Source organism: Paenochrobactrum glaciei (assembly GCF_039522165.1).
Taxonomy (GTDB): domain Bacteria; phylum Pseudomonadota; class Alphaproteobacteria; order Rhizobiales; family Rhizobiaceae; genus Paenochrobactrum; species Paenochrobactrum glaciei.
In genome coordinates, this window is sequence record NZ_BAAADE010000001.1 from 1,122,982 (window position 1) to 1,145,283 (window position 22,302).

Here is a 22,302-nt window from a genome sequence, read left to right on the forward strand (position 1 = left end):
GATGTTAAATTACACACTCCGACGACTTGCTGGCGCAATACCCACTGTCTTAATTATCGTCACCATCACATTTTTTATGATCCGGCTAGCACCGGGCGGGCCTTTTGATCTGGAGCGGCCAATTGATCCGCTGATCATGGCAAACTTACGCAAAGCCTATAATATGGATGCGCCATTATGGCAGCAATATCTGATTTATCTGGGCAATCTCTTACAAGGTGATCTAGGACCAAGTTTTGCCCGTCGCGACTTTAGCGTCAATGATCTGTTTGCAGCCGGTCTGCCTGTTTCCATTATGCTTGGCGCGCTCGGCCTTTCACTGGCCGCTGTTATCGGCACCATTCTTGGCTGTGTCGCAGCACTCAAACAAAATTCGAAATTCGATTATGCCATCGTTGCCATCGCAACCTTTGGTATCACCACACCAAACTTTGTCGTTGCCCCAATCCTCAGCCTGTTTTTCGGCGTGATTTTGGGCTGGGTTCCGGCTGGTGGCTGGTCATCGGCAGATGTTACCTACTGGATCTTACCGGTTATCACCCTTGCATTGCCGCAAGTGGGCGTCATTGCCCGTCTGGTGCGCGGCGCGACCATTGAGGCATTACGTGCCAACCATGTGCGCACAGCACGCGCCTACGGCCTGCCTGCACGCATTGTGGTAGGTGTTCATGCCTTGCGTGCCGCCATGCTGCCAGCGGTTTCTTATCTGGGACCAACAGCTGCTTCACTGCTCACCGGTTCTGTAGTGATTGAAACGATTTACGGCATTCCGGGTATCGGCCGTTATTTTGTGCAGGGCGCACTCGGACGCGATTATACACTGGTCATGGGAACCGTTGTTGTGATTGCCGTTTTCGTTGTGCTCTTCAATCTCATTGTCGATCTCATTTATGCATGGCTTGATCCACGGGTGCGTTATGACTGATTTATCTGTAAACTCCGCTCATGCCCCTGCGATTGCCGGACGCTCTCTCTGGCAGGATGCATGGATTCGCCTGCGCAAAAACAAAGCCGCTGTTGCCAGCGCGATTGTGCTTGCTGTTCTCTCATTGGCCAGCATTTTCGGACCGATGCTGAGCCCCCATCCTTATGACAAAATCTACCCGCAATTCGTGCGTGTTGCGCCAAGCCTTGAAGCTTATCCGCGTGCAGACACCGTCTTGCCCGGCCTTGAAAAAGAAATGGCGCGCGCCCGTCTGAAAGCATCGGCAGAGCCGGAGCTATCGGGCAGCAATATTACCGTGCCTTTCACCGCACAGCGTGAAACAGATGAACGTGTGTTGCGCTACTTTGAGCGTTCTGACCTCTTCAGCAAGCCGACAATCGAACTGGCTCCTGATGGGTTAAGCGGCACACTGACACTCAATGTAGCACGCAATTACTTTCTGCTCGGCACCGACAATCTGGGACGTGATATGTTATCGCGCACCATGATCGGTGTACGTATCTCGCTGGCGATCGGCCTTCTTGCCTCCATCATGTCTTTGGTGCTGGGCGTTGGTTATGGTGCGATTTCGGGTTATTTGGGCGGACGCGTCGATAATGTGATGATGCGCGTTGTGGATATTCTTTATTCGCTTCCCTTCATTTTCTTCGTCATCCTCATGCTGGTGTTTTTCGGAAGGTCGATTTTCATCATCTTCATTGCCATTGGTGCCACTGAGTGGCTGGACATGGCGCGTATTGTGCGCGGACAAACGCTGAGCCTCAAACGACAGGAGTTTGTGCAAGCCGCAGAAGCTCTGGGAGCCACACGGCGCGGCATCATCACCCGTCACATCATCCCCAACGCTCTGGGCCCTGTGATCGTGTTTGTGACCCTGCTGGTACCAAAAGCCATTTTGCTAGAAAGCCTGTTATCCTTCCTTGGCCTCGGCGTGCAGGATCCGATGACCTCGCTTGGTTTGCTGATCTCAGAAGGCGCGCAAAATATGCGTGGTGCTTCTTGGCAGCTGATCTGGCCGGCTCTGACCCTCACCCTCATTCTGTTTGCCTTAAACTTCCTTGGCGACGGATTGCGCGACAGCTTAGACCCGAAGGATCGTTGATATGACACAAGATAGCATTCTGACTGTCCGCGACCTTCGCGTTACATTTTCAACCAATGACGGGCCGGTAGAAGCCGTGCGCGGCATTGATCTGGATGTGAAGGCCGGAGAAACCATTGCCATTGTCGGTGAATCCGGCTCCGGTAAAAGCCAGACCACCATGGCCATCATGGGCTTGCTTGCCAAAAATGGTGAAACCAGTGGTCAGGCACTTTATCGCGGTCAGGACATGATCGGCATGAGCGATCAGAGCTTAAATAAAATCCGTGGTGCGAAAATCACCATGATTTTTCAGGAGCCGATGACTTCGCTTGACCCGCTCTACCGCATTGGCGAGCAATTGGCCGAGCCTTTGCGTTTCCATGGCGGTTATACCAAGAAAACTGCCCGCCCGCGCATTATCGAATTGTTGAAACTCGTCGGTATTCCCGAACCGGAACGCCGCATTGACAGCTATCCTTATGAGCTTTCCGGCGGCCAGCGTCAGCGCGTGATGATTGCAATGGCGCTTGCCAACAATCCGGATATCCTCATTGCCGACGAACCGACCACGGCGCTGGATGTGACCATTCAGGCGCAGATCATGGAGCTGTTGGCGGATTTGCAAAAACGCCTCGGCATGGCAATTGTCTTCATCACCCATGATCTGGGCATCGTCAAACGCTTTGCCGACAAGGTCTATGTGATGCGCAACGGCGAAGTGGTGGAATCTGCGGAAACGCAGAAAATCTTCCGCGCGCCTGAGCATGACTACACCAAAATGCTGCTTGATGCCGAGCCGGAAGGCACCAAAAACCCGCCACCAGCGGATGCACCGGTTTTGATGCAAGCCGACAATGTCACGGTGAGCTTTGACCTCAAAAAAGGTTGGTTCTCAGAAAACACAGTGCTTAAAGCCGTCAACGATATTTCGCTGACCTTGAAAGAGGGGCAGACCATCGGCGTGGTGGGCGAATCCGGTTCCGGCAAATCGACACTCGGCCGCGCCATTTTGCGCCTTCTTAAAGCAGACGGCAAAATTGCCTATTTAGGCAAAGAGCTGCCGCTTGATCCGCAGGACATGCGGCCGATGCGCCGTGAACTGCAATTGGTGTTTCAAGACCCCTTCGGCTCGCTTTCGCCACGTATGACCATCGGCCGTATCATCACCGAAGGTCTGCTGATCCACGAGCCGTCACTGAACGCCAAACAGCGGGATGAACGTGCCTGTGCAGCCCTTTTGGAAGTGGGGATGGATCCGTCGATGCGTAACCGCTATCCGCACGAATTTTCCGGCGGTCAGCGACAGCGTATTGCGATTGCCCGCACGATGATTTTGAAGCCACGCGTCATTGTGCTGGACGAGCCGACCAGTGCGCTTGACCGCTCGGTGCAAAAGCAAGTGGTGACATTGCTGCGTGATTTACAAACACAATATGGCCTGTCTTATCTCTTCATCAGCCATGATATGGCGGTGGTGCGTGCCGTGTCTGACTATGTGATTGTCATGCAAAACGGCAAAATCGTTGAGCAGGGCGACACGGTGCAAGTGTTTGATCATCCGCGTGAGGCTTACACCAAAACGCTGATGCAGGCAGCTTTAAGCGAAAAGCGCTTCGGCACTTAAAACCTCAGTTGCAGAACAAAAAAATAAAAGGCGGCCTCATCAGAGACCGCCTTTTTTTAATTACGGCAGCACCTCAAAAACCTTCTCCAGCGGGCGGCAAAGAACTGCGCCTTTATCACTGACCACAATAGGGCGGTTAATTAGCACCGGATGCGCGATCATTGCATCCAGCAATGCGTCATCGGACAGGCTTTCATCGCCAAGACCAAGCTCCCCATAGGGCGTGCCGCGCTCACGCAGAAAATGGCGTACCGGCTCACCCGATTTTGCAATCACGGCTTTCAATTCATCGCGGCTTGGCGGTGTTTTCAAATATTCGATAATCTGCGGTTCAATGCCTTTTTCACGAATTGCCGCCAGTGCATTACGGGATGTGCTGCAAGCCGGATTATGATAAATGATAACTGACATTTCTTCTCCGTTTCACATAAGCTCTTTATGATTGCGGTTGACGTGAACCGCTATAGCCCCCATGTCTATAGCTAACATATTTGATCTTTGCTTATCACAAACAAATCATAACCGGTACAGGAGCTCACCCCATGCAAAACGCAAAAAAATTCTACATTGACGGCGCATGGGTTGATCCGGTCGTGCCTGCCACGATTGATGTGATTGATCCTTCCACCGAGCAGGTCTTTGCGACTATTTCCGCTGGCAGCAAAGCTGATGCTGACAAGGCCGTTGCGGCTGCAAAAGCCGCCTTCACAAGCTTTTCACAAACCACCAAACAAGAGCGCCTTGATATTTTGAAGCGCCTTTTGGCTGCCTATAATAACCGTATTGAAGAATTCGGCAAAATTATCTCGCAAGAAATGGGCGCACCACTGGATATGGCAATCAGCGATCAGGCTGGCACCGGCACCGGCCATTTGGCGCAGATGATCAAAACACTCGAAGAGTTTGATTTCGATTATATGCAGGGACAGACCAAAATCACCCATGAGCCGGTGGGCGTTGTGGCGATGATTACCCCTTGGAACTGGCCGATCAACCAGATTGCCTCCAAAGTTGCACCTGCTATTGCAGCCGGTTGCACCATGGTGCTGAAACCTTCGGAAATTGCTCCGTTAAACGCCATTCTGTTTGCTGAAATCATGCATGAAGCAGGCGTGCCTAAGGGCGTGTTCAATCTGGTCAATGGTGACGGCCCAAGTGTCGGGCAGGTGCTGGCAGAGCACAAGCACGTCGACATGGTTTCCTTCACCGGTTCCACGCGCGCTGGTGTGATTGTCGCGCAAAGTGCGGCACCAACCGTCAAGCGTGTGCATCAGGAACTGGGCGGAAAATCACCGAATATCGTGCTGCGCAGTGCTGATTTGAAAAAGGCCATTCCGGCTGGTGTTTTCCATTGCTTTAACAATAGCGGCCAGTCTTGTAATGCGCCGACACGCATGTATGTGCCTTCAGAAAAAATGGATGAAGTGATTGCACTTGCCAAAGTGGCTGCGGAAAAAGTGCGCGTGGGTGCGCCGTCTGATCCAAACACCACCATGGGGCCAGTGGTCAGCGAAGTGCAATATAACAAGATCCAAGACCTCATCCAGTCCGGCATTGATGAAGGCGCGGAACTGGTAACTGGTGGCACCGGCAGACCGGCAGAACTTAATAGCGGCTATTATGTGCGTCCGACCGTCTTTGCCCGCGTTAAACAAGATATGCGCATCGCGCGTGAAGAAATCTTTGGCCCTGTGCTTTCCATTCTCGAATATGACACGGTTGAAAACGCTATCGAATTGGCCAATGACACCGAATACGGACTTGCGTCTTATATTCAGGGTGATCTGGAAGAAGCACGCGCCATTGCGCCAAAGCTTCGCACCGGCACCGTGCGGATCAATCGTCCGGCATGGGATAGTGCGGCACCTTTCGGCGGCTATAAACAATCCGGCAATGGCCGCGAATACGGCTTATTCGGCCTGATGGAGTTTTTGGAAATCAAAGGCATTCTCGGTTACGAGGAAGCTTGAAGATCAACCAGCGCCCTTAACATTCATGACATTTGATTTATTCGCAAATCAGGCACCAGCCCTTCCGCCAGTAGAACATATGGCGGAGGGTGCTGTTTTATTGCGCCAATTTGCAAGCCCCTATGAAGCAGATATTTTAACCGCATTGCGGCAGGTGGTGGATATCTCGCCATTTCGTCATTTGGTGACACCGGGCGGCTATCAAATGTCAGTTGCCATGACCAATTGCGGCAAAGCCGGATGGGTTTCTGATCGCACGGGATATCGCTATGATCCGATCGATCCGATGACACAACAACCATGGCCTGCCATGCCGCAGAGTTTTTTAACACTGGCTCAGCAAGCAGCCAAAGAAGCGGGTTACGCTGATTTTACGCCTGATGTTTGCCTGATGAACCGTTATCTGCCTGCGAGTAAATTATCACTGCATCAGGACAAAGACGAACAAGACCTGCGTCATCCGATTGTGTCGGTTTCGCTAGGATTGCCCGCTATTTTTCAATTTGGTGGATTAAGCCGCCAGGATAAAATTACCAAATACCCGCTCCACCACAGTGATGTGGTTGTATGGGGTGGTGCTTCACGGCTTTATTATCACGGTATTTTACCGCTTAAAGAAGGCGAGCACCCGATTTTCAGGCGCTCGCGCATCAATTTAACCTTCAGAAAAGCACTCTGACTGATTTTTTAAGTCAGCGCCTGCTGTTTGGTTTCCACATCAATAAAGAAGGCGATAATTGCCGCGACCAGCAACAGCGCAGCAAACATGCCCACCGCCATGATAAAGCTCTGGCTGATCACCCATGCCAGCACGGATGGTGCGAGCAAACCGCCAAGACGCGCCATGGCTCCGGCAGCCCCCATTCCACTGCCGCGCAATGCAGTCGGGTAGAGTTCCGGCGTAAAGGCGTAGAGTGCGCCCCATGTGCCAAGCAACGCAAAGCTCATGACCAGAATGGACATGCCAACGAGGAACGAACTACCGGCAACGGTAAAGAGGAAACAGGCCGCAGCACTGATAAACAGAAAAGCGATCAGCGTATTGCGACGCCCCCATGTTTCAACGCCGTAAGCTGCCAGTGCATAGCCCGGCAATTGCGCCAATGCGACAATAACCAAGAAACCATAACCGCGCACAAAACCGAAACCATCGCTGGAAAGCTTGGCCGGAATCCATGTGAAAATGCCATAATAAGAAACAGACACCAAAAACCAGATCGCAAGCGTGGTGAGCGTGCGCTGGCGTAAAGCAGGTGAAAACAGGCTTTCATTGCTGACCAGTTGCGGTGCAGTCAGCTGTATATTGGCATCAAGTTCCGGCTTGCCATTGGTGCGCAAAACACGGTTCATCACATGTTTTGCTTGTTCTGTATCGCCGTTTTTCATCAAGTGCATCGGAGATTCCGGCACCCAGATGCGCAACCAGATGCCAATAATGGCAGGTGCAGCCGTGACGATGAAAATATAGCGCCATGCGTCTTCAACACCTGCAAGGCTGGCACCCCATGCGGCAAGAGCAATCACTACTGTGCCAACGGCCCAGAAACCTTCCAGCATCACCAGCCAGCGACCACGGGTTTTACTCGGCAGAAACTCAGCCATCATCGCATAATCAACCGGCAAAGTGCCGCCAACGGCCATGCCGGTGAGAAAACGAAGCCCTAAAAGAATGCCGAAACTTGGCGAAAAGGCAGATAACAAACCAAACACCGCATCACATGCAACGGTGATGAGCAGTACACGGCGGCGGCCATATTTATCCGCCAGACGGCCAAAGACGGCCGCCCCAATCAGCATACCTAAGAAAAACAAAGTGCCGGTTTGCAAAGCTTGCGGCAAAGTAAGGCCAAAGGTCAGCGCGATGGAGGCACTGGTAAAACCAACCGCCAGCACCTGCATGGCATCTGCTGCCCAGACAAGGCCGAATACACCAAGCAAATGGCGCTGGAAACGCCCTGTGCCCGCCTGATCCAATGTTTGTTCGATTGTTTGCTTAACTGGGGTCACGATTGATGGCTCCTCGCCTGCCTTGTGCACCGATAATGATGTTCCGATAAGTTATTTAATAATGTTTTGCCAGAGGGTTTCAGCCCGTGGCGACAATGTTTTTAAATGGCGATAAATGCGGATTTCCGAGGTGATCTGCCATTGTTCATCATTGCTTGCCAGCACCAGTTGACCATTGGCAAGCTCTGCCGCAATCAGACTTTCCGGCAACCATGCAACACCCCAGCCGGCCAAGGCCATCGCTTTCAAGCCGACTGACATGGTGTTTTCATGCACAACGCGGCGCTTGAAATCCGGCACTTGCGTGAATTGTTTTTCCAAGGCCGTGCCAAAAAACGACGTATCGCCATAGCTTAAAAATGGCAGTTCGGTGCCATCCGCCATCGCTTTATCGAGCAACAAACCATCAGGATGAGGGGCTGAAACCGGCAGCAAACGCTCTTCACCTAAGCCATGATAAGCATAATGGCTGGTGTCGAGCTGAAACGGCACATTTTCATGCGCATAGGTCAGCAAAAATTCGGCTTCACCATCAGAAAGCGTTTCGACATTTTCTTCAATGCCACCGCGATCCGGGCAAAGGCGCGACTGGATCGGCCCCATCTGCTCTTGCAACTTTTGCAGCCATATCGGAAAGAAGGTAACGGTCAGAGTTTGCAGACCGGAAAAACTGATAATCTTCAGCTCATCGCCATTGGGCTGCAATGCCGCACGGGTGCGATAAAAATTGCGCAATGTTTCCTGTGCCACAGGCAAAAAGGCTTTGCCCTCTTTGGTCAGTTCAGCTGGAAAGGTTGCGCGGTTCACCAAGGTGACACCAAGCCAGATTTCCAGCTGTTTGATGCGCCGGCTAAATGCAGATTGCGTCACATGGCGCAATTCTGAGGCGCGAGTAAAACTGGAAGTCGAAGCGAGAACTGTAAAGTCCTCCAGCCATTTCAGTTCCATTTAACAACCTGCCCTTCATCGAAGAGAATTTGAACACCATCATCCTTATGCATTTCTTGCATAAGAATTGCAAAACAAAGCAATAGCCGTCACAGCATTAATTGCTTAAATTACCTTATTGCTTTTTTTCATGCCCCCCACCGGAGTGTTCCTTGTGACCAGAACAATTTATATCAACGACCAGTTCGTGAGCGAACAGGACGCGAAAATTTCTATCTTTGACCGCGGTTTTCTTTTTGCCGACGCTATTTATGAAGTCAGCGCCGTTGTTGAAGGCCGCTTGGTTGATAATGATCTGCATTTGACCCGTCTGGAACGCTCTCTGGGCGAAATCGACATTCCGATGCCGATGCCAAAAGAAGACATCATCAAGTTACAGGCTGAATTGATCCGCCGCAATAATCTGCGCGAAGGCGTGGTTTACATCCAGATCACCCGCGGCACCGCCGAGCGTGATTTCGGCTATGCCGCAGACATGAAGCCTAACTTTGTCATGCTGACTCAGGTGAAAAACATCACCAACAGCGCTGGCGCAAAAAACGGCATCGCCATTGATCTGGCACCTGACAACCGCTGGACACGCCGCGACATCAAAACCACCATGCTGCTGGCACAGGTTCTGGCCAAGAAAACCGCACATGATGCCGGTTATCAGGATGTGTGGCTGGTTGAAGACAACCACATTACCGAAGGCGGCTCTTCCAGCGCGTTCATCATCACCAAAGACAATGTGCTGATCACCCGCCCGAACTCCAACAAAATTCTGCCGGGCTGCACCCGTAAGGCCGTGTTGAAGATTGCCGAAGAACAGAACCTGACTGTTGAAGAACGCCTTTTCACACCTGAAGAAGCTTTCAATGCGAAAGAAGCTTTTCTCACCAGCGCCTCAAGCTTTGTCACACCGGTTATCCGTATTCAGGAACATGTGATTGCTGACGGCAGGCCGGGCCCGCTGACCCTGCGCTTACAGGAAATCTACATGGAACTGGCCCGCACCGGCTCAGAACCAATTATCTGATAAAAGGATTGAAGACGATGAATGCACGTATCCGTGATTTTAATATTCTCTGTGGCACCATGCCGACAGGGGCAATGAATGCAATCACGGATGTGCCGGGCGTTCTCGTTGGACATCACACAATAAAAGACGGTGACATCAACACCGGTGTCACCGCCATTTTGCCCCATAGCGACAATCTTTATCGCCGCAAAGTGCTGGCTGCCAGCGAAGTCATCAATGGCTTTGGCAAAAGCACCGGCCTTGTTCAGATCAATGAACTGGGCTCACTGGAAACCCCTATCCTGCTCACCAATACATTCGGGGTTGGCACTTGTGCCAATGCGCTGATCCGTGATGCGATTGCCAAAAACCCTGATATCGGCCGCACGACCGCAACCGTTAATCCGGTTGTTTGTGAATGCAATGACGGCCCGCTCAATGATATTCAGGCGCTCGCAGTGACCGAAGACCATGCACGTCTGGCACTGAAAAATGCAGGCACGCATGTTGCCGAAGGCAATGTCGGTGCAGGCACAGGCATGACCTGCTTTGGTTTTAAAGGCGGTATCGGCACTGCGTCCCGCATCATTAAACTAGACGGCAATGAGTATCATGTCGGCGTGCTGGCACTGACCAATTTTGGCCGCGCCGGTGATCTGACCTTGCCGGATGGTCGTCGTCCTGATCCGCGCGTTAAGGCTGAGGCTGAAAAAGGCTCAGTCATTCTCATTCTTGCCACCGACATTCCGCTCGAACACCGCCAGTTACAGCGCGTCACCAAACGCTGCGGTGCCGGTCTTGCGCGTCTTGGTGCTTTCTGGGGACATGGCAGCGGCGACATTGCTGTTGGTTTCAGCACTGCCGTGACATTTGACCATGATGAGAAAAGCGATCTGATTTCTATTCAGGCTTTGAATGAGAATCGCATCGATCAGCTTTTCCGTGCAGCCACCGAAGCGACACAAGAATCAGTGCTAAATTCGATGTGCGCCGCTGATGCAATGACAGGGCGCGCCGGAAACAGCCGTCTTTCTTTGCGTAACTGGCTGGAAGCTTAACACTTCATTTATCTTCACCGCCAAGCAGAATCGTAAAGACAGTTCTTTTCTTCTCTTTATATGTCTGTTTCGCGCCGTTAAAATAATTTTTCACCACGTTAAAGCCCGCATTTGCGGGCTTTATGCTTGATTGAGGGTTAAATAGTTACTGCTGTGGAAGGAGGTTGTTAACCTTCATTTTCTATTACTAAGGCACGTTCTAAGGCTTACATACGAGTTGGTTCAGGTGTCATGCGTAATCTCAGCAGTAATTTTTCCCCAATGACAACAGACAGCGCCGAAAGCGCATCTGCGTCACATCAGACCCGCGAAAACGCGCAGCAGGATATCCGCGGCACCAGCGGTCCGGCGACGGCTGCTGCCCAGATTGATCCGGCGTGGAAAGCGCATTTTGCCCTTGGCCAGAATGTGCGTTTTACCCGCACACCGGAAGCTGAACTTGCACGTCGTCGCGGTGAAACACTGCCCGACATTAATTCGCGCAACTCTGCTCTATCGGTACAGGCGGTGGATACAAGTGTCAGCTCAGCCACACCTGTTGAGCAGCCAATGGCCGTTGCAAGCTTGCAGGAAAGTGTTTCACAAGGTTTGGCCGCGACACCGGCAAGCCCTGTCACCACACCAACCGCAACCACGACATCTTCGCATGTGCAGACACCACATCTGGATGCGGCCGTGAAAAGCCATGAAGTTGCACCTGCTGCGCCAGTGCAGGCTGCCGAGCCGGTACAGGCAACCACCATTGCAGCAACACCTGTTGCAGAAGAAGAGCCGGTTGTTGCACCAGTGACCGCCACTGTAGTTTCAGCCCCTGCCTCCATCATCAGCGAGCCAGCAGAAACACCGGTTCGTAAAGATGTAACGCAGCTCCTTTCGGACTTTGCTTTCTTTGAAGGTTTTGATTTTTCAAGCCTGAGTGATGCACCTCTTGCACCGGCTGCGGTTGAAACCGCACCTGTTGCTGAAGCTGTCGTTGCAGAACCTGTCGAAGACGTCAAAGTTGAAGAAGTAGCTGAAGCACCAGTTGTTGATATTCTGGCACAGTTCCGTGTTGTTGAATGGAACAAGCCACGCAATACACAAGCAGAAGTAACAACCACCCCAGAAGCTGTGATTGCTGAAGAAGCAACCATTGCCGAAACAGCTGCCGTGGAAACCGTTGCCGAGGCAACTGTTGAAGCTCCGGTTGCAGAAGCGCCAGCTATGGAAGCAGCAGGGGTTGTTGCCGAAGTTGCGCCTGTGGTTGAAGAAGCAGACGCAATTGAACAGCCTGTTATGCTCGAAGTCAGCGCCGAGTTAGAAGAAGCAGACGACATCGAGATTGAGGAAGAAATGGAAGCGGAAGAAATATCCGCCCCCTCCCCTGCTGCACCGAGCTTTGCACGCATTGCAACTCCGGCTGCGCCTTATCAGCCAGCCCCATTGCCGCAAACTGCTGTCGATTATGTTGCCGGTGAATATGAATTCCCGCCGCGCTCACTCTTGCAGGAACCGCCTGCAATGGACGGCACGGTTATCACACAGGAAATGCTGGAGCGCAGCGCCGGTTTGCTGGAAAGCGTGCTCGAAGATTTCGGTGTACGCGGTGAAATCATCCATGTTCGCCCGGGTCCTGTTGTTACCCTTTATGAGTTTGAACCAGCACCAGGGGTTAAATCCTCCCGCGTGATTGGTCTGTCAGATGATATTGCCCGTTCAATGTCTGCGCTTTCAGCCCGCGTTGCTGTGGTACCAGGCCGCAATGTCATCGGCATTGAACTGCCAAATGCCAATCGCGAAACGGTTTATTTCCGTGAAATGATTGAATCAGCAGCATTTCAAAAATCTGATTTCCACTTACCGCTCGGTTTAGGTAAGGCCATTGGCGGCGAGCCGATCATTGCTGAACTAGCAAAAATGCCTCACCTGCTGGTTGCCGGTACCACCGGTTCCGGTAAGTCGGTTGCCATCAATACCATGATCCTGTCGCTGCTCTACCGCTTTAAGCCGGAAGAATGCCGCCTGATCATGGTGGATCCGAAAATGCTGGAACTGTCTATCTATGACGGTATTCCGCATCTGCTCACCCCTGTTGTGACCGACCCGAAAAAGGCTGTTGTAGCGCTGAAATGGGCTGTGCGCGAAATGGAAGAGCGCTATCGCAAGATGGCTCGTCTCGGCGTGCGCAACATAGAAGGCTTCAATGCCCGTGCAGCAAGCGCCAAGGGCAAGGGCGAAACTGTCATGTGCACAGTTCAGTCCGGCTTTGACAAAGAAACCGGCGAGCCGGTCTATGTTCAGGAAGAGCTTGATCTGACCCCGATGCCTTATATCGTCGTTATCATCGACGAAATGGCCGATCTGATGATGGTTGCGGGCAAGGAAATCGAAGGTGCTGTACAGCGTCTGGCACAGATGGCTCGTGCGGCCGGTATCCATCTCATCATGGCGACACAACGCCCGTCTGTTGATGTGATCACCGGTACGATCAAAGCCAACTTCCCGACCCGTATTTCCTTCCAGGTTACATCAAAAATCGACAGCCGTACGATTTTGGGTGAAATGGGTGCCGAACAACTACTCGGTCAGGGTGACATGCTGCATATGGCAGGCGGCGGACGCATTGTTCGTGTACATGGCCCATTTGTTTCCGACGAAGAAGTCGAAAAGGTTGTGTCCCACTTAAAAGAACAGGGTCGTCCGGATTATCTGGCCACTGTAACCGCAGAAGAAGATGAGGAAGAAGCTGTAGAAGAAGACAGCGCCGTATTTGACCAGTCCAGTGCTGGGGCAGAAGATGGCGATGAATATTACCAGCAGGCTGTCAAAGTGGTGATGCGTGATAAAAAATGCTCCACTTCTTATATCCAGCGTCGTCTCGGCATCGGTTATAACCGCGCCGCCTCCCTTGTGGAACGCATGGAAAAAGAAGGCCTTGTTGGTGCCGCCAACCATGTCGGCAAACGCGAAATCCTCGTTGGCAATCGCGACAATGCGTAAAAACGGACTTTTAAAGCAGGCTTAAAACACTGTCTTTATCAAGTGGCATGAAGCGGCTCTGAAATTCAGAGCCGCTTTTTTGCATTTTAAAACCCACTAAAATACTCTATCACACCAGCTTGATTGTTCATTTTCCCTATCAATGTCTAATCTATAGGCCAAGGATATTTCCATGCCCGCGAAAATGCTGAATACTTCACAATCCACACCGAAAAAGCGCAGCCTTGCACTGGTTTTCATCACCATCATTGCCTGTTGTTTATTTCTGCTCTTTTTGAGCCTCGGTATTTGGCAGGTGGAGCGGTTAAGCTGGAAAAAAGACCTGATTGCCCGTGTGGATGCACGTATCGCCGCTCAGGCTGTGCCAGCACCTACCCCGCAAGACTGGCCTGCAATAACCGCAGAAAAAGATGAATATCGCCATATCCTCGCTGAAGGCAGCTATCTGGAAGACAAGCCGATTGCTGTCAAAGCGCTCACTGTTTTAGGCTCCGGCTATTGGCAATTGGTGCCGCTGAAAACAAAAGATAAGGGCGTGATTTACATCAATCGCGGCTTTGTCAGCGATGAAGATTATAAAGCAGGCCTGCTCAATAAAAACATTCCGGCAGGTGAAACCAGTCTTTCCGGATTATTGCGCATCAGCGAACCCGACGGTTTTTTTCTGCGCCCGAATGAACCGGAAAAGAACCTCTGGAATTCACGCGATGTTGCAGCCTTTGCAACCAAACAAGGCCTTAATCACGTAGCACCCTATTTTATCGACGCGGATAAAGCCGATACCTCTGCTCAAACCTCCATCAAACAGCCGGTTGGCGGCCTCACTGTAGTGAAATTTCCTAACAGCCATTTATCCTATGCAATCACATGGTTTGCGCTGGCTTTAATGGTGCTTGGCGGCACGCTATTCACATGGTTTTACAAAGATAGAGAAAAATAGTCACATTTTAGGTTTGCTCATTCGTCAAACATGACTATACAATACAACATTCCTGAATTTTCAGATTGACCCGGATTGACAGTGAGAAAGCTTATGACCATCGGTACCCGCCTCTCCACCCTCTTTGGTGCAGCAATTGTTGCCATGTCTCTTGGCGTATCAGCTCAGGCTGAAGAGATCACCATCAAACATGCTCAAGGCGAAACCGCCGTTCCTGTAAAGCCTGCCAAGACCATTACTTTTGATTTGGCAACACTCGACAATCTTGATCGCCTGGGCGTTGACATTATTGGTCTGCCAACAGCCAATCTGCCAAAATATCTCTCCAAATATGCTGCTGACACCTATGCAAAAGTCGGCACATTGTTTGAGCCGGACTATGAAGCCGTCAATGCGGCTGAACCAAGCCTGATCATTGTTTCCGGCCGTTCTGCACCGAAACAGCCTGAATTGGCCAAGATCGCACCGACCATTGACCTGACCGTCAATGCCACCAGCTTCATCACCGATGTTAAAAACAATGTTGAAACATTGGGTCGCATCTACGGCAAAGAAGATGTTGCGAAAGACGAAATCGCCAAGCTTGACGCTTCGATTGCCGCTCTTAAAGAAAAAACTGCCGGTAAAGGCAAGGGCCTGCTGATCATGACCAATGGCGGCAAAATGAGCGCCTATGGCCCGGGCTCCCGCTTTGGTATGCTGCATAGCGAATTTGGCGTTGAAGCAGCTGACCCTGAATTGAGCGTGGGCAGCCACGGCCAGCCAGTAACCGCAGAATATGTTCTGGAAAAGAACCCGGATTGGCTGCTCGTTATCGACCGTGATGCGGCAGTTGGTGCCAAAGAAGGCAATGCAGCGAGCAAAGTGCTTGACAATGACCTCGTAAATCAGACAACCGCGTGGAAGAAAAATCAGGTTATCTATCTGGATCCGCTGAACTGGTATCTGGTAGGTGGCGGTCTTTCCGGTTTGCATGAAACCATTGACCAGCTTACTGCGGCTTTCGACAAAGCATCGTAAGCGCCTGCAACTGATATAACTCAACAAGTTGGGCCTTCCGTTTACCCGCGGTAGGCCCACACTTTTAAAAACTTAAAGGTTGCCCGCGTGAAAGGTCTTTTTGCAGCAGTTCTCATTGTCGCCGTTCTGGCTGTCATCAGCTTGTTTATCGGCGTAAGCGATGTTTCGTTGCAAACTTTGTTCGGCGATAGCCAGACTGACCGCGCAACCCAGGTGCTGCTGATCAGCCGTATTCCACGTACCCTCGCCATTATTCTTTCCGGCATGTCGATGGCAGTTGCCGGCCTCATCATGCAGATGATGGCGCGCAATCGCTTTGTCGAACCATCCACTGCCGGAACCGTTGAATCTGCCAGTCTCGGCATTTTAATGGTGACACTTTTTGCACCAGCCACCCCTGTTTTTGGTAAAATGCTGGTTGCAGCCGTTTTTGCCATGGCCGGAACCACGCTATTCTTGCGCATCCTGCGCGCTATTCCGCTGCGCTCAGTGCTTGTTGTGCCTTTGGTCGGTATCATGCTTGGCGGCGTTATCAGTGCCGTGACCACCTTCATCGCTTATCGTTTCGAACTGCTGCAATCGCTTTCCGCCTGGACAACCGGCGACTTCTCCAGCGTTTTGCGCGGACGTTACGAATTGCTGTGGCTGTCTTTCTTCCTCACCATCATTGCCTATATTGCTGCTGACCGTTTCACGGTTGCCGGTATGGGGGAAGATTTCACCACCAATCTGGGGCTAAAATATCGCCGCGTCATGACGCTTGGCCTTTCCATCGTCTCGATGATTTCCGCTGTCGTTGTTGTGACTGTCGGCATGATCCCGTTTTTAGGCCTGATCGTACCGAATGTGGTGAGCATGACCATTGGCGACAATATGCGCCGCTCAGTGCCTTGGGTGGCCGTGCTTGGTGCCGGACTGGTGCTTGCCTGCGATATTGTTGGCCGCCTGATCCGCTATCCTTATGAAATTCCGATCGGTACCATGATGGGCGTGGTAGGCAGTGTTGCCTTCCTCTATCTTCTGTTGCGCAGAGGGTCCCGCTTTGCTTAAGAAAAATCCTAAATTCGTTCTTCTCAGCTTAAGCTTACTCGCCGTTTTGTCGGTCATTGCCTTCATGACGCTCGGCGTTAAAGGCAGCTGGTCTTTCGCCTTACCGTTTCGCGGCATCAAACTCGCAGCCATCGTGTTGGTCGGCTATTCAATTGCCGTTTCCACCGTACTGTTTCAAACTGTCACCAATAACCGCATCCTCACCCCGTCTATTATGGGCTTTGATGCGCTTTATATTCTGATCCAGACAGTCGTTGTCTTCTTCTTCGGCACCACACATTTAAGCTGGCTCGGCCCCAATGTGATGTTTGGCGTTGAAGTGGGCGTGATGGTTATTTTTGCCGGTGTGCTTTATCACTGGTTGTTTTCCGGCGGTATGCGCAGCCTGCATCTGGTGATGCTGGTTGGTATTGTTTTCGGTGTTTTATTTCGCAGTCTTTCCAATCTGATGCAACGCATGATCGACCCGAACGATTTTGCCGTTTTGCAGGATCGGTTCTTTGCCAGCTTCAACACCATCAACAGTGAAATTCTGGCAATTTCAGCCATCGCAGTGGCATTGGTTTCACTCTACGGCCTGCGCATGCTGCATATTTTCGACGTCCTTTCATTGGGGCGCGAAGCTTCCATCAATCTGGGCGTTGATTATCGTAAAGTGGTCAACAAAATCCTGCTGATGATAACCATTCTAGTGTCTGTTTCTACAGCTCTGGTTGGCCCTGTGACCTTCTTCGGCCTGCTGGTTGCTAATCTGGCCTACCAGATTGCAGGTTCTGCCCGCCATGTGGTTGTGCTGCCTGTCGCAATTTTGATCGCGATCTTATGCCTTGTCGGTGGACAGGTTGTCCTTGAGCGCGTATTTGCATTCAACACGGCTTTAAGTGTCATCATCGAGTTTCTGGGCGGTCTCGTTTTCATCGTCCTTTTGATCAGAGGAAATAAACGATGATCGAAATCAGTAATGTCAGCAAGAAATACAATGACTCAGTTGTTGTTGACGATGTGACACTGACCCTGCCTTCCTGCGGCATCACCTCGATCATCGGCCCCAATGGTGCCGGTAAATCCACCCTGCTTTCCATGGTCAGCCGCTTGCTGCCAATGGATAAGGGGCAGGTAACCGTTGATAGTCTCGATGTGAATAAAACCGCCGGTGATGTGCTGGCCAAGCGCTTGTCGATTTTACGGCAGGACAACAGCATTTCATCACGTCTGACGGTGCGTGATCTGGTCACCTTTGGCCGTTATCCACACACCAAAGGCCGCCCGAACAGTGACGACCGCCGCCATGTCGAGCAGTCGATCAATTATCTGGGGCTTGAAAAACTAAGCGAACGCTTTCTTGATGAACTCTCCGGCGGTCAGCGCCAGCGTGCTTTTGTGGCGATGGTTTTGTGTCAGGATACCGATTATGTACTGCTTGATGAGCCGCTGAATAATCTCGACATGAAACATTCAGCCGCCATGATGAAGCTTTTGCGCAAAGCAGCCGATGAGCTGGGCAAAACCATTGTGCTGGTTCTGCATGATATCAACTTTGCCTCCTGGTATTCCGATCATATCGTCGCCATGCGTGATGGTAAGGTCGTGCATCAGGGCTCGCCTGATGATCTGATCCAGTCCGATATTCTGCGCGACATTTATGATATGGATATTGATGTGGCGATGATTGGCGGCAAGCGGATTGGCGTCTATTATCTTTAATGCAAGATAATCAAACCACTATTCAAAGGGTTCTGGCGTCATGTCACAATTTTTCATCGGCATTGACGGCGGTGGCACCGGATCACGCGCCGTTGTGGCGGATCAGAACGGCATTGTTTTAGGCCGCGGCACCAGCGGTGCAGCCAATATTGTCACCGACCCTGAACAATCAACACGCCATATTCTTGAAGCAGTGGAAGCTGCTTTTAAGGCTGCCCAATTAGACATCAGCCTCTATGCACAAAGCACAGCCATTCTCGGTCTTGCAGGTGCCAATATTGCCAGTGCCCGCGATGCTATTTTGGCAAATATGCCTTTTGCACATTCAGATATCGTCTCAGACGGCCTGATTGCCCTTCAGGGCGCGCTTGGTGATCAGGATGGCACTGTGGTCATTCTTGGCACGGGAAGCGCCTATATAACGCGTACAGGCGATCATATCAGCTGGCGCGGCGGCTGGGGCTTTCAGCTTTCAGATCTAGGCAGCGGTGCCAGACTTGGCCGCAGCCTGTTGCAAGAAGTTTTGCTGAGCTATGACCGGATTGCACCATCAAGCCCACTGACAGAACATGTCATGGCGCAATTTGGCAATGAACCGGCACAATTGGTGGAGTTTTCCAAAACGGCACGACCAAGCGCCTATGCTGCTTTTGCGCCGGACATTTTTAACTATGCCGATCAGGGCGATCCGGTGGCGCTCAGTGTCATTCAACAGGCCACCGGTGATATTGCACAAACCTTGCGTGTTCTAATCGCAGAAGGCACAAATAAAATCAGTATGCTGGGTGGTTTGGCACCGCTTTATCAAAAATATCTGCCTGCAGAGCAACAGGCATTGATTGTGCCGCCGCAAGCTGAAGCCCTTGATGGCGCACTGCAATTAGCGCTTAAAAAATTCAGATAACAAAAAAGGTGACAGAATAATCTGCCACCTTTTTCTTTTTTCAAACCACTTTCATGTGCCAAAGCTGACACAGGCACTTTAATGCTGCGGCTTGTTACCTTGGCGCGCCAGCTCAAGGGTTGGATCTTCCTTGATGCGTTTGCGCTCTTTATCATCCATCAATTCATACCACATTGCATTCAGCACAGCGAAAGCTGCGGCAAGCGGTAATCCTAAGAACCATGAAAAATACCACATTTTCATTTCTCCTGAGCGGCAGAACAGAGCTGCTGTTCTGCCTGTAATTTTAATATGCGTGGCTGTTGTCGTCTTCGATCATCTTCTTATCGACCTTACCCCACAGCACCTTGTAGACCCAAGATGTGTAGAACAGGATCAATGGCAGGAAGATCGCCGTCACAACCAGCATGTTAAACAAGGTCATCTGGCTTGATGATGAATCCCAAACCGTCAGACTTGCACTCGGATCGAGTGAAGATGGCAAAATGAACGGGAACATTGCCACACCCACGGATGAGATAATGCCGAAGATCGACAATTTACCCATCAAGAGCGGCATCAGTTCACGACCAGCGCGCATCGCAACCAAAACAGACAATGCACCCAGAATGCCCAATACCGGTGCGATCAGCAAAATCGGATAATTGCTGAAATTGGTAAACCATGCACCATGCTCCAACACGGCGGTTTTAAACAGCGGATTGGACGGGCCATCTGTGACAATTTCACTGGTGATGCGATAACCGGCAATGCCGTACCACATCCAGATGCCAGCCAGCACATAGAAGACAATCGTCAGCAAGGCTGCAACACTGCCAAAGCTTCTGGCACGATTTGCAATATCACCGGTGGTTTTTAACACCAGCCATGCAGCACCATGCATGGTGAGCATTACGACCGACAGCAATCCGCAAAGCAGAGCAAACGGATTGAGCAGACCAAACAGATTGCCTTCATAGAAAATCTGCAAATGATCGCTGAAGCGGAACGGCACGCCCTGAAGCACATTGCCGACAGCCACACCGAAAATCAGTGCCGGTACAAAACCGCCGATAAACAATGCCCAGTCCCAGCCATTGCGCCACTGCGGGCTTTGCTTCTTGCTGCGATATTTAAAGCCGACAGGGCGTAAAATAAGCGCAAACAGGATGATGAACATCGCCAGATAAAAGCCGGAGAAGGACACAGCATAAAGCGGTGGCCAAGCGGCAAAAATAGCACCACCGCCAAGGATGAGCCAAACCTGATTGCCTTCCCAGACAGGGCCGATCGTGTTGATAACAACACGGCGTTCCACATCGGTTTTGGCAACGAATGGCAACAAAGTGCCAACGCCTAAGTCAAAACCATCCATAGCGGCAAAGCCGATCAGCAATACACCCAGCAGAACCCACCAGATCAGCCGCAATATTTCATAATCAATCAACTGACTTAAGATCATATCGTAACACAGCCTCCTTATTCGGCTGGCACAATACTGGCAGGTGCCAGCATGGCTTCAGGATTACTGTCAGGAGCAGGACCATCTTTGATCGCACGCAGCATCAGTCCCATTTCGATCACGATCAGAACTGTATAAATGGCCACGAAACCGGCAATGGTCAGCAGCACACTCGCTGCACCCAAATTGGAAACCGCCATCGCCGTCGGCAGCACGCCTTCAATGATCCACGGTTGGCGACCAAATTCTGCAACGATCCAGCCCATTTCCGCAGCAATCCACGGCAGAGGAATGGAGTAAACCGCAACTTTCAACAACCAGCGGTGCTGATCGAGCCTGCGGCGGCCGGAGAGATAGAAGAAAGTACCGGTCAGCAGGATGAAGAAGAAGCCCAAGCCCACCATGATACGGAATGACCAGAAGAGAGGCAGAACGCCCGGTACTGTGTCATTGGCCGCTTTCACAATCTGCTCTTCGGTTGCCAGACGCGGATCATCCACATAACGCTTCAACAGCAGTGCATAACCAAGCCATTGGCCGTTATCTTCAAACTGCGCCTGAATTTCTTCCGATACCTGACCTTTAGGCCCTGCAATACGGATTTGTTCCAGCGCATCATAGGCTTTGATACCGCTGCGGATATAGTTTTTGCTGTTTTCCACCAGCTCGCTGATGCCCGGAATAGCCGTATCCAGCGAACGGGTACCAATCAGACCCATAACCCAAGGAATATGCACGGCATAATGGGTTTCACGGGCTTCCTGATCAGGAAAACCAAAAGCGGTAAAAGATGCCGGCGGTGGTTCTGTGTCCCATGCAGCTTCAATGGCAGCAAGTTTCATCTTCTGATGTTCGGAGGAGAGATAACCACTCTCATCACCCAGCACCACAACGGAAAGCGATGCAGCTAGACCAAAAGAAGCAGCAATGGTCATTGAACGCTTAGCAAGCTCTGTGGAGCGGCCTTTAAGCAAATACCATGCCGAAACACCCAGCACGAAAATGGAGGCTGTGACATAGCCGGCCGAAACCGTGTGGACAAACTTTGCCTGCGCCACCGGATTAAGCAGCACGGCGAAAAAGTCGGTGACTTCCATACGCATGGTCTGCGGATTAAGTGCCGAACCAACCGGATTTTGCATCCAGCCATTGGCGATCAAAATCCACAGTGCTGACATGTTAGAACCAAGTGCAACCAGATAGGTGACCATCAAATGGCCAAGTTTGGAAAGCTTGTCCCAGCCAAAGAAGAACAGTCCGACAAAAGTGGCTTCCAGAAAGAAAGCCATCAGCCCTTCAATGGCAAGCGGAGCCCCGAAAATATCACCAACATAATGGCTGTAATAGCTCCAGTTCATCCCGAACTGAAATTCCATCACAATTCCCGTTGCCACCCCCATGACAAAGTTGATGCCGAATAATGTACCCCAAAACTTCGTCATTTGACGCCAGACAAGGCGGCCGGTCATCACATAAACGGTCTCCATAATTGCCAGAATGACAGAAAGACCCAAAGTGAGGGGGACAAATAAGAAATGATATAAAGCCGTGATTGCAAACTGCAATCTGGACAGGGAGACGATATCAAATTCCATCTATTTACACCGGAAAACCGGCCCTCTTTGAA

Annotated in this window: 19 protein-coding genes and 1 pseudogene; 14 read left to right on the forward strand and 6 right to left on the reverse strand. The window is 51.3% G+C overall.

Going from position 1 to position 22,302, the window contains the following annotated elements; translation table 11 throughout:
- Nucleotide 1 precedes the first annotated feature (1 nt).
- The 3 genes from ABDZ76_RS05245 to ABDZ76_RS05255 are packed head-to-tail and all read left to right on the forward strand — an operon-like array spanning nucleotide 2 to nucleotide 3,654.
- Nucleotides 2–925 (forward strand): ABC transporter permease subunit, encoded by a 924-nt coding sequence (locus ABDZ76_RS05245; protein ID WP_343802256.1) that lies wholly within the window; start codon nucleotides 2–4, stop codon nucleotides 923–925.
- A complete protein-coding gene (locus tag ABDZ76_RS05250; protein ID WP_343802259.1) occupies nucleotides 918–2,048 on the forward strand; it encodes an ABC transporter permease in 1,131 nt (376 codons plus the stop codon). Before ABDZ76_RS05245 ends, ABDZ76_RS05250 begins: the two co-directional genes overlap by 8 nt.
- Before the next feature lies 1 nt (nucleotide 2,049).
- Nucleotides 2,050–3,654, forward strand: a complete 1,605-nt coding sequence (locus ABDZ76_RS05255; protein WP_343802262.1) for an ABC transporter ATP-binding protein — start codon at nucleotides 2,050–2,052, stop codon at nucleotides 3,652–3,654.
- Nucleotides 3,655–3,714: 60 nt separating this feature from the next.
- Here the strand turns inward: ABDZ76_RS05255 and arsC are convergent, their stop codons facing one another.
- Nucleotides 3,715–4,065, reverse strand: a complete 351-nt coding sequence (arsC, locus tag ABDZ76_RS05260; RefSeq protein ID WP_343802265.1) for an arsenate reductase (glutaredoxin) — start codon at nucleotides 4,063–4,065, stop codon at nucleotides 3,715–3,717.
- A 131-nt stretch (nucleotides 4,066–4,196) separates the two neighbouring features.
- Here arsC and ABDZ76_RS05265 point away from each other — a divergent pair, with 131 nt between their 5' ends.
- On the forward strand, nucleotides 4,197–5,624 hold the full coding sequence (locus ABDZ76_RS05265) for an aldehyde dehydrogenase family protein (RefSeq protein ID WP_343802268.1): 1,428 nt from the start codon (nucleotides 4,197–4,199) through the stop codon (nucleotides 5,622–5,624).
- 25 nt (nucleotides 5,625–5,649) lie between these two features.
- Entirely contained in the window at nucleotides 5,650–6,303 is a 654-nt protein-coding gene (gene alkB / locus ABDZ76_RS05270; protein ID WP_343802271.1) for a DNA oxidative demethylase AlkB, read from the forward strand.
- Nucleotides 6,304–6,311: 8 nt separating this feature from the next.
- Here alkB and ABDZ76_RS05275 read toward each other — a convergent pair whose 3' ends face one another.
- Both ABDZ76_RS05275 and ABDZ76_RS05280 read right to left on the reverse strand, forming a co-directional pair.
- Nucleotides 6,312–7,631 (reverse strand): MFS transporter, encoded by a 1,320-nt coding sequence (locus ABDZ76_RS05275; RefSeq protein WP_343802274.1) that lies wholly within the window; start codon nucleotides 7,629–7,631, stop codon nucleotides 6,312–6,314.
- Nucleotides 7,632–7,682: 51 nt separating this feature from the next.
- Complete coding sequence (locus ABDZ76_RS05280; RefSeq protein ID WP_343802277.1) at nucleotides 7,683–8,579, reverse strand: LysR substrate-binding domain-containing protein; 897 nt, start codon at nucleotides 8,577–8,579, stop codon at nucleotides 7,683–7,685.
- Nucleotides 8,580–8,733: 154 nt separating this feature from the next.
- On the opposite strand from ABDZ76_RS05280, the gene ABDZ76_RS05285 reads away from it, so the two are divergent.
- The 9 genes and pseudogenes from ABDZ76_RS05285 to ABDZ76_RS05325 all read left to right on the forward strand — a co-directional run bounded on the left by ABDZ76_RS05285 (nucleotide 8,734) and on the right by ABDZ76_RS05325 (nucleotide 19,234).
- Nucleotides 8,734–9,597, forward strand: a complete 864-nt coding sequence (locus tag ABDZ76_RS05285) for a D-amino-acid transaminase (RefSeq protein WP_343802280.1) — start codon at nucleotides 8,734–8,736, stop codon at nucleotides 9,595–9,597.
- A 17-nt stretch (nucleotides 9,598–9,614) separates the two neighbouring features.
- The gene (locus tag ABDZ76_RS05290) at nucleotides 9,615–10,637 is read left to right on the forward strand and encodes a DmpA family aminopeptidase (protein ID WP_343802283.1); all 1,023 of its coding nucleotides are present in this window, start codon (nucleotides 9,615–9,617) and stop codon (nucleotides 10,635–10,637) included.
- 1,326 nt (nucleotides 10,638–11,963) lie between these two features.
- Nucleotides 11,964–13,616 (forward strand): annotated as a pseudogene (locus ABDZ76_RS05295) (DNA translocase FtsK); the annotation flags it as partial.
- Between the two features lie 172 nt (nucleotides 13,617–13,788).
- Nucleotides 13,789–14,556 (forward strand): SURF1 family protein, encoded by a 768-nt coding sequence (locus ABDZ76_RS05300; RefSeq protein WP_343802286.1) that lies wholly within the window; start codon nucleotides 13,789–13,791, stop codon nucleotides 14,554–14,556.
- Between the two features lie 93 nt (nucleotides 14,557–14,649).
- Complete coding sequence (locus tag ABDZ76_RS05305) at nucleotides 14,650–15,576, forward strand: siderophore ABC transporter substrate-binding protein (RefSeq protein ID WP_343802289.1); 927 nt, start codon at nucleotides 14,650–14,652, stop codon at nucleotides 15,574–15,576.
- 87 nt (nucleotides 15,577–15,663) lie between these two features.
- The gene (locus ABDZ76_RS05310; protein WP_343802292.1) at nucleotides 15,664–16,626 is read left to right on the forward strand and encodes an ABC transporter permease; all 963 of its coding nucleotides are present in this window, start codon (nucleotides 15,664–15,666) and stop codon (nucleotides 16,624–16,626) included.
- The gene (locus tag ABDZ76_RS05315) at nucleotides 16,619–17,575 is read left to right on the forward strand and encodes an iron chelate uptake ABC transporter family permease subunit (RefSeq protein ID WP_343802295.1); all 957 of its coding nucleotides are present in this window, start codon (nucleotides 16,619–16,621) and stop codon (nucleotides 17,573–17,575) included. The genes ABDZ76_RS05310 and ABDZ76_RS05315 overlap by 8 nt, the downstream gene beginning before the upstream one ends.
- Entirely contained in the window at nucleotides 17,572–18,330 is a 759-nt protein-coding gene (locus ABDZ76_RS05320) for an iron ABC transporter ATP-binding protein (RefSeq protein ID WP_343802298.1), read from the forward strand. Before ABDZ76_RS05315 ends, ABDZ76_RS05320 begins: the two co-directional genes overlap by 4 nt.
- A gap of 40 nt (nucleotides 18,331–18,370) precedes the next feature.
- Nucleotides 18,371–19,234 (forward strand): glucosamine kinase nucleotide-binding domain-containing protein, encoded by an 864-nt coding sequence (locus ABDZ76_RS05325; protein WP_343802301.1) that lies wholly within the window; start codon nucleotides 18,371–18,373, stop codon nucleotides 19,232–19,234.
- Between the two features lie 78 nt (nucleotides 19,235–19,312).
- Here ABDZ76_RS05325 and cydX read toward each other — a convergent pair whose 3' ends face one another.
- From cydX to ABDZ76_RS05340, 3 genes are read right to left on the reverse strand one after another with little or no spacing between them, the layout of a single operon-like run.
- Nucleotides 19,313–19,471 carry a cytochrome bd-I oxidase subunit CydX gene (gene cydX, locus ABDZ76_RS05330; RefSeq protein ID WP_343802304.1) on the reverse strand — a complete coding sequence of 53 codons (159 nt, stop codon included), beginning with the start codon at nucleotides 19,469–19,471 and terminating at the stop codon, nucleotides 19,313–19,315.
- A 49-nt stretch (nucleotides 19,472–19,520) separates the two neighbouring features.
- A complete protein-coding gene (gene cydB / locus ABDZ76_RS05335; protein WP_343802307.1) occupies nucleotides 19,521–20,675 on the reverse strand; it encodes a cytochrome d ubiquinol oxidase subunit II in 1,155 nt (384 codons plus the stop codon).
- 17 nt (nucleotides 20,676–20,692) lie between these two features.
- Nucleotides 20,693–22,270: a cytochrome ubiquinol oxidase subunit I gene (locus ABDZ76_RS05340; RefSeq protein ID WP_343802311.1), complete on the reverse strand. Its 1,578-nt coding sequence runs from the start codon at nucleotides 22,268–22,270 to the stop codon at nucleotides 20,693–20,695.
- Nucleotides 22,271–22,302 lie beyond the last annotated feature (32 nt).

Coding starts and splice junctions, on each gene's coding strand:
- ABDZ76_RS05250 (WP_343802259.1), top strand. CDS start 918: ATGACTGATTTATCTGTAAACTCCGCTCATGCCCCTGCGATTGCCGGA.
- cydX (WP_343802304.1), bottom strand. CDS start 19,471: ATGTGGTATTTTTCATGGTTCTTAGGATTACCGCTTGCCGCAGCTTTC.
- ABDZ76_RS05290 (WP_343802283.1), top strand. CDS start 9,615: ATGAATGCACGTATCCGTGATTTTAATATTCTCTGTGGCACCATGCCG.
- alkB (WP_343802271.1), top strand. CDS start 5,650: ATGACATTTGATTTATTCGCAAATCAGGCACCAGCCCTTCCGCCAGTA.
- arsC (WP_343802265.1), bottom strand. CDS start 4,065: ATGTCAGTTATCATTTATCATAATCCGGCTTGCAGCACATCCCGTAAT.
- ABDZ76_RS05320 (WP_343802298.1), top strand. CDS start 17,572: ATGATCGAAATCAGTAATGTCAGCAAGAAATACAATGACTCAGTTGTT.
- ABDZ76_RS05255 (WP_343802262.1), top strand. CDS start 2,050: ATGACACAAGATAGCATTCTGACTGTCCGCGACCTTCGCGTTACATTT.
- ABDZ76_RS05245 (WP_343802256.1), top strand. CDS start 2: ATGTTAAATTACACACTCCGACGACTTGCTGGCGCAATACCCACTGTC.
- ABDZ76_RS05325 (WP_343802301.1), top strand. CDS start 18,371: ATGTCACAATTTTTCATCGGCATTGACGGCGGTGGCACCGGATCACGC.
- ABDZ76_RS05280 (WP_343802277.1), bottom strand. CDS start 8,579: ATGGAACTGAAATGGCTGGAGGACTTTACAGTTCTCGCTTCGACTTCC.
- ABDZ76_RS05300 (WP_343802286.1), top strand. CDS start 13,789: ATGCCCGCGAAAATGCTGAATACTTCACAATCCACACCGAAAAAGCGC.
- ABDZ76_RS05305 (WP_343802289.1), top strand. CDS start 14,650: ATGACCATCGGTACCCGCCTCTCCACCCTCTTTGGTGCAGCAATTGTT.
- ABDZ76_RS05265 (WP_343802268.1), top strand. CDS start 4,197: ATGCAAAACGCAAAAAAATTCTACATTGACGGCGCATGGGTTGATCCG.
- cydB (WP_343802307.1), bottom strand. CDS start 20,675: ATGATCTTAAGTCAGTTGATTGATTATGAAATATTGCGGCTGATCTGG.
- ABDZ76_RS05340 (WP_343802311.1), bottom strand. CDS start 22,270: ATGGAATTTGATATCGTCTCCCTGTCCAGATTGCAGTTTGCAATCACG.